This window comes from Methylocystis sp., from assembly GCF_050251305.1.
GTDB lineage: Bacteria > Pseudomonadota > Alphaproteobacteria > Rhizobiales > Beijerinckiaceae > Methylocystis.
In genome coordinates this window covers 1-8876 of sequence record NZ_JBFWNB010000081.1, presented here as the reverse complement: position 1 = coordinate 8876, position 8876 = coordinate 1, and the positions used below count along the sequence as shown (strand labels likewise).

General features: G+C 65.4%; 9 protein-coding genes and 1 riboswitch. Of the genes, 2 read left to right on the top strand and 7 right to left on the bottom strand.

All coding sequences use genetic code 11. From position 1 onward, the window contains the following. Positions 1 to 432: SLC13 family permease (locus AB7F41_RS16670; RefSeq protein ID WP_428406707.1), on the bottom strand; the 432-nt coding region annotated here is incomplete at its 3' end. Positions 433 to 657: 225 nt separating this feature from the next. Here AB7F41_RS16670 and AB7F41_RS16665 point away from each other — a divergent pair. Both AB7F41_RS16665 and AB7F41_RS16660 read left to right on the top strand, forming a co-directional pair. After that, on the top strand, positions 658 to 1302 hold the full coding sequence (locus tag AB7F41_RS16665) for a S24 family peptidase (RefSeq protein ID WP_428382125.1): 645 nt from the start codon (positions 658 to 660) through the stop codon (positions 1300 to 1302). 103 nt (positions 1303 to 1405) lie between these two features. Next, positions 1406 to 2488, top strand: a complete 1083-nt coding sequence (locus AB7F41_RS16660; protein ID WP_428382123.1) for a cytochrome-c peroxidase — start codon at positions 1406 to 1408, stop codon at positions 2486 to 2488. 3 nt (positions 2489 to 2491) lie between these two features. Here the strand turns inward: AB7F41_RS16660 and gcvPB are convergent, their stop codons facing one another. The 6 genes from gcvPB to AB7F41_RS16630 all read right to left on the bottom strand — a co-directional run bounded on the left by gcvPB (position 2492) and on the right by AB7F41_RS16630 (position 8730). After that, complete coding sequence (gene gcvPB / locus AB7F41_RS16655) at positions 2492 to 4033, bottom strand: aminomethyl-transferring glycine dehydrogenase subunit GcvPB (RefSeq protein WP_428382121.1); 1542 nt, start codon at positions 4031 to 4033, stop codon at positions 2492 to 2494. Then, complete coding sequence (gene gcvPA / locus AB7F41_RS16650; RefSeq protein ID WP_428382120.1) at positions 4033 to 5373, bottom strand: aminomethyl-transferring glycine dehydrogenase subunit GcvPA; 1341 nt, start codon at positions 5371 to 5373, stop codon at positions 4033 to 4035. The genes gcvPB and gcvPA overlap by 1 nt, the downstream gene beginning before the upstream one ends. Before the next feature lie 16 nt (positions 5374 to 5389). Then, positions 5390 to 5764: a glycine cleavage system protein GcvH gene (gene gcvH / locus AB7F41_RS16645; RefSeq protein ID WP_428382118.1), complete on the bottom strand. Its 375-nt coding sequence runs from the start codon at positions 5762 to 5764 to the stop codon at positions 5390 to 5392. Next, complete coding sequence (gene gcvT / locus AB7F41_RS16640; RefSeq protein WP_428382216.1) at positions 5761 to 6870, bottom strand: glycine cleavage system aminomethyltransferase GcvT; 1110 nt, start codon at positions 6868 to 6870, stop codon at positions 5761 to 5763. Before gcvT ends, gcvH begins: the two co-directional genes overlap by 4 nt. 200 nt (positions 6871 to 7070) lie before the next feature. Further along, positions 7071 to 7160: riboswitch (glycine riboswitch) on the bottom strand. Positions 7161 to 7261: 101 nt separating this feature from the next. Next, complete coding sequence (hspQ, locus tag AB7F41_RS16635; RefSeq protein ID WP_428382116.1) at positions 7262 to 7594, bottom strand: heat shock protein HspQ; 333 nt, start codon at positions 7592 to 7594, stop codon at positions 7262 to 7264. A 92-nt stretch (positions 7595 to 7686) separates the two neighbouring features. Continuing rightward, positions 7687 to 8730: an HpcH/HpaI aldolase/citrate lyase family protein gene (locus AB7F41_RS16630; protein ID WP_428382114.1), complete on the bottom strand. Its 1044-nt coding sequence runs from the start codon at positions 8728 to 8730 to the stop codon at positions 7687 to 7689. Positions 8731 to 8876: the final 146 nt, after the last annotated feature.

The following is an 8876-nucleotide window of genomic DNA, read 5'->3' as shown; positions in this document are numbered from 1 at the left end:
GGCGAGCCAATCGGCGGCGCGGCGGAAGACGCCCGAACGGCGCAGATTGGCGACGACGATCATCATGCCGAGCAGCAGCGTGATGGCGTCGAAAACGATCGACCGATAGGCCTCGTCGAGCGTCAGAGCGCCGACGCCGATCATCAGGCTCGCGCCGAGCAGGGTGCCGCCGGCGCGGTCGAGGCGGTAATAGGGCAGTTTGCCGATCGCCAGCACGACATAGGTCGCCGCGAAAATCCCGCCGACGGCGGCGGCCTCGGGGGTCGGCGCCGGCAGCCGGCTCAGGAGCGAAAGCAATTCGCCGACGCCGAGGACTGCGGCGGTGGTTAGGACCGCGCCTCCTGCGACGATGACGGCGGCGAGAATGCCGAGCCAGAAGCTGAGGACGGCGTGGCGCGCGCCCTTCGGCGCAGACTGGGGCGATGAGGGCATGGCGCTCGGCAAGGATGGCCGCCAGGAAAGATCGGCCAAGAGGTCGGCCAAGAGATCGGCCAAGAGATTGGCCAAGAGATTGGCCGAAGAGAGATCGGGCAGGGAGAGCAGGTTATGGCGCTCGGCCGCGGTCGCGCCAAGCGGTCGCCGCGGATTTCCTATTGTGCGACATAGTTAATAGATATATTCCTACCAATAGGAAATTCTTCCGATTCGCGGCCAGACATGTCCGACATTCTCACCCATGCCCAGATCTGGGCGGCGATCGACGCCCTCGGCGCGCAATATGGCCTGACGCCCTCGGGCCTGGCGCGCAAGGCCGGGCTCGATCCCACGACCTTCAACCGCTCCAAGCGCGAGACGTCGAGCGGACGCCAGCGCTGGCCGTCGACCGAATCGATCGCGAAAGTGCTGCAGGCGACCGGCGCCGGACTCGACGAATTCATGTCGCTGGTGACGGCGAACAGCGCCGCGGGCCGGCTGCGCCATACGCGGCCGCTGATCGGACTCGCGCAGGCCGGGGTCGGCGGCTTCTTCGACGACGCCGGCTTCGCCACCGGCTCGGGCTGGGACGAGATCGACGTGCTCGCGGAGGCCGACGAACATTCCTACGCGCTGGAGATCTCGGGCGACTCCATGGCGCCGCTCTACCGCGACGGCGATGTGGTGATCGTCTCGCCGTCCGCGCCGGTGCGCCGCGGCGACCGCGTGGTCGTGAAAACCATGTCCGGCGAAGTCATGGCCAAGGAGCTCAAGCGCGAGACGGCGCGCACCATTGAACTGCGTTCGGTCAATCCCGCCTATCCCGACCGCACGATTCCCCGCGACGAGGTGAGCTGGATCGCCCGCATTCTCTGGGCGAGCCAGTGACATGTGACGCTTCGTCCCTTTCCTTGCCTCTAGCCTCGGGCGGACGCAGCTGTGCTATAAGCTGCAATCTCTTACGCCCGCTTCAATCCAGGTGAACGCCGCCATGCGTTTTTCTTTGACCGCTTCTCTTGTCGCGCTCCTCATGAGCGGCCCAGCGCTCGCCGACGTCAGCCTCCGCGATAAAGCGAAAGAGCTGTTCCAGCCGATTCCGTCGACGCCCCCCGCGATTCCGGGAGAGACCGCGACTCCGGAAAAACTCGCGCTCGGCAAGATGCTCTATTTCGAGCCGCGGCTTTCCCAAACGCACGACGTCAGCTGCGCCGACTGTCACAATCTGAGCATGGGCGGCGTCGACGGCGGCAAACTCTCTGGCGGCCACAATGCGCAGCTCGCCGGCCGCGAAGTGCTTACCGTGATGAACGCCATTTTCAACAAGTCTCAATATTGGGACGGGCGCGCCTCCGATCTGGCCGACCAGGTCGTCAATTCGGTGATGGCCAATCCCAAGGCGATGCTGAAAACCCGCGGCGGCCCGATGCCGATCAATCCGACCGAACATGCGGCGGCGAAGCAGCGCGCCGTCGAACAGTTCAAGCGGATTCCGGACTATGTGACGGCCTTCAAGAAGGCCTTTCCCGAGCAGAGCGATCCCGTCGCCTACGACAATTTCGGCCGCGCCATCGCGCTGTTCGAAGCGACGCTGATCACGCCGGACGCGCCCTTCGACCGCTGGCTCAAAGGCGACGATCAGGCGCTGTCCGATGCGCAGAAGGAGGGGCTGAAGCTCTTCATCGACAAGGGCTGCGCGACCTGCCACAACGGCGTGAACGTCGGCGGCGCCATGTTTGCGCGCTTCGGCGTCGTCAAACAGCCCGCTGCGGAATTTCTGCCGGCCGACGACTGGGGCCGCTTTGCGGTGACGAAGGCGATCGCCGACAAATACGCCTACAAGGTCCCCTCGCTGCGCAACGTCGAACTGACGGCGCCTTATTTTCACACCGGCGCGACCTTCGATCTGAGGAAGGCCGTGGCGGTGATGGGCGAAAGCCAGCTTGGCGCGCAGCTCTCGGCGGACGAGATCGACAAGATCGTCGCCTTCCTCAATTCGCTGACCGGGCGCCAGCCTGAGGTGGTCCTGCCGATACTGCCGCCGCGCACCGGGCCGCCTGTCGCGCAGGCGCAATAAAGGTCACGCCGCCGCGTTCGGCGTCCAGCGCAGCACCGGCTTGCGCGCCGCGAGCGTTTCATCGACGCGTCTGCGCGGCGCGAGCCGCGGCGCTTGCGTGAACCGCGCCATGTCGCCGGCCTTGGCGCTTTGCGCCATGTCGCGCAGGGTGGCGATGAACATATCCAGCGAGGCTTTCGACTCCGATTCCGTCGGCTCGATGAGCATCGCGCCGTGGGCGACCAGCGGAAAATAGATGGTCATCGGATGATAGCCTTCGTCGATCATCGCCTTGGCGAAGTCGAGCGTCGTCACGCCGGTTCCGCGCAGCCAGGCGTCGTCGAACAGAACTTCATGCATGCAGGTGCGATCGCCGAACGGCTGAGTCATCACATCGCGCAAGGACGCCCGGATATAATTCGCCGCAAGAACGGCGTCTTTCGACGCCTGCGCGAGCCCGTCGGCGCCATGCGCGAGCATATAGGCGAGCGCCCGCACGAACATGCCCATCTGGCCATGGAAGGCGGTCAGCCGGCCGAAGCTCTGCGTGTTCGCGGCGTCTTCGACGAGCTCCAACGCGTCGCCCTTGCGGCGGATGAACGGAACCGGCGCGAAGGGCGCGAGACGCTCCGATAGAACGACCGGGCCAGCGCCGGGACCGCCGCCGCCATGCGGCGTCGAGAAGGTCTTGTGCAGATTGATGTGCATCGCGTCGACGCCGAAATCGCCGGGACGGGCGACGCCGGCGATGGCGTTGAAATTCGCGCCGTCGCAATAGAAATAGCCGCCCGCCTCATGCAGCGTGTCGGCGATTTCGACGATGTCGCGCTCGAACAGCCCGCAAGTGTTGGGGTTCGTCAGCATGATCGCGGCGACGTCCGGCCCGAGCGCCTCTTTCACGGCGTCCGCGCGCACGGTTCCGTCGGGCGCCGCCGGGACGACTCGAACCGAGAAGCCCAGCAGCGCCGCGGTCGCCGGATTGGTGCCGTGCGCGGATTGCGGAATCAGCACGACAGTGCGCGTCTCGCTCTCGCCCTTCGCCGCGATCGCGGATTTGATCGCCATCATGCCGCAGAGCTCGCCATGCGCGCCGGCCTTCGGCGACAGCGCCACCGCATGCATGTTGGCGAGCGTCATCAGCCAGTCGGCGAGAGTCTGCATCAGCTCCAGCGCGCCCTGCGCGGTCGACTGCGGCTGCAAAGGATGCACATCCGCGAAGCCTTCATAGCGTGCGATCTTTTCGTTGCTGCGCGGATTGTGCTTCATCGTGCAGGAGCCGAGCGGATAGAGTCCCGCGTCGATCGAGTAATTCTTGCGCGACAGGCGCACATAGTGGCGTATCGTCTCAGGTTCGGTGAGTCCCCGCAGGCCGATGGGCGCCGTGCGTTCAAGCGCGCCGAGCCGGCTCGTCACGGGCGCGGCGGCGTCGATATCGACGCCGGTCGCCTCCAGCCGGCCGATCTCGAAGATCAGCGGCTCTTCCTGGTCGAGCCCGCGATTGCCGGTGAAGGTCGCGGGCGTTTTGTCGTCATCGAGCGGTTCGACGACTGCGGGTCTGTCGAGCATCAGAGCGACTCCTTGAGCGCCGCGACGAAGGCGTCGCGATCTTCGTTCGTGTTGACTTCGGTGCTGGCGACGATGAGCAGATCGTCGAGGCCGGCCCCCGGCAGGAGCCGGGAAACGGGAACGCCCGCGAGCACGCCGCGCGCCGCCATGTTCTCGACCAGCGCCGCGGCGTCGCCTGTGACGCGAAGCGTAAACTCGTTGAAGAAGCTTTCGTTGAGCAGTTCGACCTGGGGAACGTCGGCGAGCATCTCCGCGAGCAACGCCGCATTGGCGTGATTGACCCGCGCGAGCCGCGTCAGCCCCGTTTCGCCGAGCAGCGTCAGATGAATGGTGAAGGCGAGCGCGCAGAGACCGGAGTTGGTGCAGATATTCGACGTCGCCTTGTCGCGGCGGATATGCTGCTCGCGCGTCGACAACGTCAGCACATAGGAGCGTCTGCCGTCGGCGTCGACGCTTTCGCCGGCGAGTCGGCCGGGCGTCTGCCGCAGGAATTCATGACGCGTGGCGAAAAGGCCGACATAGGGCCCGCCGAAATTGAGCGCATTGCCGATCGACTGGCCCTCGCCGACGACGATGTCGGCGCCCATTGCGCCCGGCGATTTCAGCAGGCCGAGCGACACGACTTCGGTGAAGACGGCGATGAGAAGCGCGCCATGCCTGTGGCAGGCCTGCGCAATCTCCGTCAGGTCGCGCAAATTGCCGAAGACGTCGGGCGTCTGCACGACGACGCAAGAGAGCGTGTCGTCGATCTGCGCGGCGAGATCTTCGACGGCGCGAACGTCGGGCGCCATCGTCTCGACGTCGTCTTCGGCGAGTCGCGAGACCGTGCGCACGACTTCGGCGTAATGCGGATGCAGGCCGCCGGATAGCAGCGCCTTGCGGCGTTTCGTCAGGCGATGGGCCATGAGCACGGCTTCGGCCGTCGCCGTCGAACCGTCATACATCGAGGCGTTGGCGACCTCCATGCCCGTGAGCAGCGCGACCTGAGTCTGGAACTCGAAGAGATATTGCAGCGTGCCCTGAGAAATCTCGGGCTGATAGGGTGTGTAGCTCGTCAAGAATTCCGAGCGCTGAATGAGATGATCGACGCTCGCGGGAATGTGGTGCTTATAAGCGCCCGCGCCGACGAAGAACGGGGCGCGCGACGCCGGAAGATTGCGCGCGGCAAGCCTCGCGAAGAAACGTTCGACGTCGAGCTCCGACTTGCCGTTCGGCAGGTCGAGCGGCGTTTTCAGCAGCGTCTCGGGCGGCGCGTCGGCGTAAAGCGCGTCGACCGAGGGAACGCCGATCGTCGCGAGCATCGCGCTTCTGTCGGCCTCTGAAAGCGGATGATAGCGCATTGCCGTTTCCTCGCGCTTAGAGCGTCTTCAGGAAGCTCGAATAGGCGGCGTCGTCCATCAGCGACGCGCATTCGCCGGAATCGCTGACCCGCACCTTGACGAGCCAGCCGCGTCCGAGCGGATCGTCGTTGACGAGCGCCGGCGTTTCGCCAAGATCGGAATTGACCTCGACGACTTCGCCGCTGACGGGCGAATAGACTTCGCTCGCCGCCTTAACGCTCTCGATAACGGCGATTTCCTTGCCTTTCGCGACCTTCTTGCCGACCTCGGGCAGTTCGATGAACACGATGTCGCCGAGTTGCGACTGCGCATAATCCGATATGCCGAGAGTCGCGATGTCGCCGTCGAGTGCGACATATTCGTGATCCTTGGAGTACTGGAGATCGCTCATTTCGCGTCCTTCCCAACTGGCGTTTTGAAATAGCGGTGCGGAACGAAGGGCAGAGGCGTCACCTCGACCGCGACGCGTTTGTCGCGCAGCTGCGCGGTGAGCGTCGTCCCGACGTTCGCATGATCGACGGCGACATAGCCCATCGCGATCGGCCGTTGCAGAGTCGGCGAGAAGCCGCCCGACGTCACATGGCCGACGATTTGATCTTCGGGACCATAGAGCTGCGCGCCTTCGCGCAGCGGCGCCTTGGTCTGCGGCAGAAGTCCGACGCGACTTCGCTGGGGACCGCGCTCAAGCGCCTGGCGAATGCGCTCGAAGCCGGGGAATCCGCCTTCGACGCGCCGGCGCTTGCCGATCGACCAGCCGAGCCCGGCTTCGACGGGATCGGTCGTTTCATCGAGGTCGTGACCATAGAGCGGGAGCCCCGCCTCAAGCCGCAGCGCGTCGCGCGCGCCGAGGCCCGCCGGCGCGACGTCCTCGTGCGACAGCAACAGCCGCGCGAGGTCTTCCGCATGTTCGGCGCGCAGCGACAGCTCGAATCCGTCTTCGCCCGTATAGCCGCTGCGCGACACGAAGAGCGGCGCGCCGCCGAAATCGAAGGCGCGCCAGCCCATGAAAGCAAGGTCCTCGACGCCGGGGAGGATTGCGTCGAGGACCGCGGCCGCGCGCGGCCCCTGAAGGGCAAGCAGCGCGCGGTCCAAAGGATTGAAATCGAAGTGCGGCAGCGCGCCGCGGATCAGCGCGAAATCGTCATGCTTGCGCGCCGCGTTGACGACGAGCAGCAGCCGTTGCTCGACTCCCGGGAGACGCGTGACGAGCAGATCGTCAAGAATGCCGCCGGCCTCGTCGAGCAGCTGCGTGTAGCGCGTGCGTTCCGGCGAAAGCGAAACCAGATCCGCCGGCGTCAGGCTTTCGAGCGCCCGCGCGACGCCGGCGCCGGCGAGGATCGCCTGACCCATATGCGAAACGTCGAACAGGCTTGCGAGTCGCCGCGTGTGCAGCGTTTCGGCGACGATGCCCTGCGCATACTGCAGCGGCATGTCGTAGCCGGCGAAGGGCGCCATGCGCGCGCCAAGGCGTCGATGCAGCGCATCGAGCGGCAGCATGGCGAGCGCTTGCGGCGCTCGTGTCGCGACATCGGATTCGGTCACCGTAAACTCCGACAGGACATGGAAGACGCAGCAAAGCCGAACTTTGCAGCGCGCCCCCTCTGTCCGGTGACCTGAGAGATTTCCCCGCGCCGAAGCTACAGGTTACCCCCGTCGGTGGGCGAAATGCTCGCGCATCTCGTCGCTTTCCAGAGTTATGCTTCGTCGCGGTCCTTTAGCCTGAGCGTTTCCGGGGCGGTTTCGCCTTCGGCGCCGGCGCAAGCGCCGGTCTCTCCCGCGATGAAGTTCGACCTTGCTCGAAGATGTGGCTGATTCGCGCGGCCGTCAATCCCGGCGGCTGCGCGTTTTTTTCGCAGCGCGCAAAATCGCCCGGAGATCCGGACGGCGCTCAGTGGCGCTTCGGCGCCCGCATCCGATAGACGCCGTCCTCGTCGCGCTCGAAGGTCTCGTCGACCTGAGGGTGGCGCACCGGCCTGTTGCTGTCGTCGGGCAGCAGATTCTGCTCCGACACATAGGCGACGTATTCGGTTTCGGCGTTCTCGGCGAAGAGATGATAGAACGGCTGGTCCTTATTGGGCCGGAGTTCTTCGGGAATCGAAAGCCACCATTCTTCCGTGTTGGCGAACACCGGATCGACGTCGTAGATCACGCCCCGAAAAGGATAGCGGCGATGTTTGACCACCTGGCCGATCGCGAATTTGGCGATGTTCTCCCGCGGCATTCGAAATGCGCCTCTAACGCCCTGTATACTTTCCTTTTACTAACGCAGGCGCCGCGCACCCGTCAATTGCGTCCCGTCGTCGCGAGGCCGGTTCAGAACCCGTAGATCTGGGCAAGGTCGGCGTCTTTGGCGGCGACCTGTTTGGCGAGGTCGACGACGACCTTGCACTGTTTCCAGGTGGCGTCGTCCTGCATGCGGCCGTCGATCATCACGGCGCCGGTGCCGTCAGGCATCGCTTCGAGCACCCGCTTGGCGAAGGCGACTTCCTGCGGATCGGGCGAGAAGACTTTCTTGGCGATGGCGATCTGCGAGGGATGCAGCGACCAGGCGCCGGCGCAGCCGAGCAGGAAGGCGTTGCGGAACTGCGCCTCGCAGGCCGGCGCGTCCGAGAAATCGCCGAATGGGCCGTAAAAGGCCTTGATGCCGGCGGAGGCGCAGGCGTCGACCATCTTGGCGATCGTGTAATGCCAAAGGTCCTGCTGATAGGCGGCGCGCAGGCCCTGGCCGGGCTCGGCGTCGGCGATCACCTTGTAATCCGGATGGCCGCCGCCGACGCGGGTCGTCTTCATCGCGCGGGAGGCCGCGAGATCCGCCGGCCCGAGCGAAATGCCGTGCATGCGCGGCGAAGCGGCGGCGATCGAGTCGACGTTCTTGACGCCCTCCGCCGTTTCCAGAATCGCGTGAATGAGGATCGGCTTTTTCACGCCATGGCGGGCTTCGAGCTGCGCCAGGAGCTGGTCGAGATAGGCGATGTCCCAGGAGCCTTCGACCTTGGGCAGCATGACGACGTCGAGCTTGTCGCCGACCGCGCCGACGATTTCGATCATGTCGTCGAGCGCCCAGGGGCTGTTCAGCGCATTCATCCGCGTCCACAGGCCGGTCGCGCCGAAGTCGGTCGCCTTGGCCATGTCGATGAAGCCGGCGCGGGCAGCCTCCTTGGCGTCGGCGGGGATCGCGTCCTCGAGATTGCCGAGAACGACGTCGACCTGTTTGACGAGTTCGGGAACCTTGGCGCGGAATTTCTCGAGATGCGGCGGCACGAAATGAATCATCCGCTCGACCTTGACGGGCGGCTCCCGCAGAGGCGCCGGGGCGCCGACGGCGAGCGGGCGGTAGAATTGATTGGGCAGTTTCATTTCTGTCGCGACTCCGGCGAAAAACTGCGTCGAGTTAAGCCAGATGCGTCGCCTTGGCAATGCCGGGCCGTCCTGGGCGGTTGCGGCGAAAAGCGCATCCGCGTCAGGGCGCGACGCCGCTCTAGCCGGCGATGGCGTCCCAGATC